General features: G+C 67.3%; 1 pseudogene. It reads right to left on the bottom strand.

The annotated features are described in order from the left end of the window. Positions 1-309 (bottom strand): annotated as a pseudogene (locus EN808_RS35695) (PLP-dependent aminotransferase family protein); the annotation flags it as partial.

Here is a 309-nt window from a genome sequence, read left to right on the forward strand (position 1 = left end):
GGCGTTGGCGCAGCTCCTGTTTCTGGATGTCGATGATGCGGGCGGCAGCGCCTTCCTCGATCAGCCTGGCGCCGATCAGCGCCGTCAGCGGACTGATGCTCCAGCAGTTGATGCGCAGGGCCGCGGCTACCTGGCCGGCGATCGGGCGTGGGGCAATGACGAAGCCGAGGCGCAGGCCGGGCGCCAGGCATTTCGACAGCGCGCCGAGATGGATCGTAAGCTCGGGTTCGAGACTGGCGAAGGACGGCGGCGGAACGTCGGCAAGCGGGCGATAGACATCGTCCTCGATGATCAGCACGTTGTGCCGCC

The sequence above is a fragment of the Mesorhizobium sp. M8A.F.Ca.ET.165.01.1.1 genome (assembly GCF_004792065.1).
In the GTDB taxonomy this organism is placed as follows: Bacteria; Pseudomonadota; Alphaproteobacteria; order Rhizobiales; family Rhizobiaceae; genus Mesorhizobium.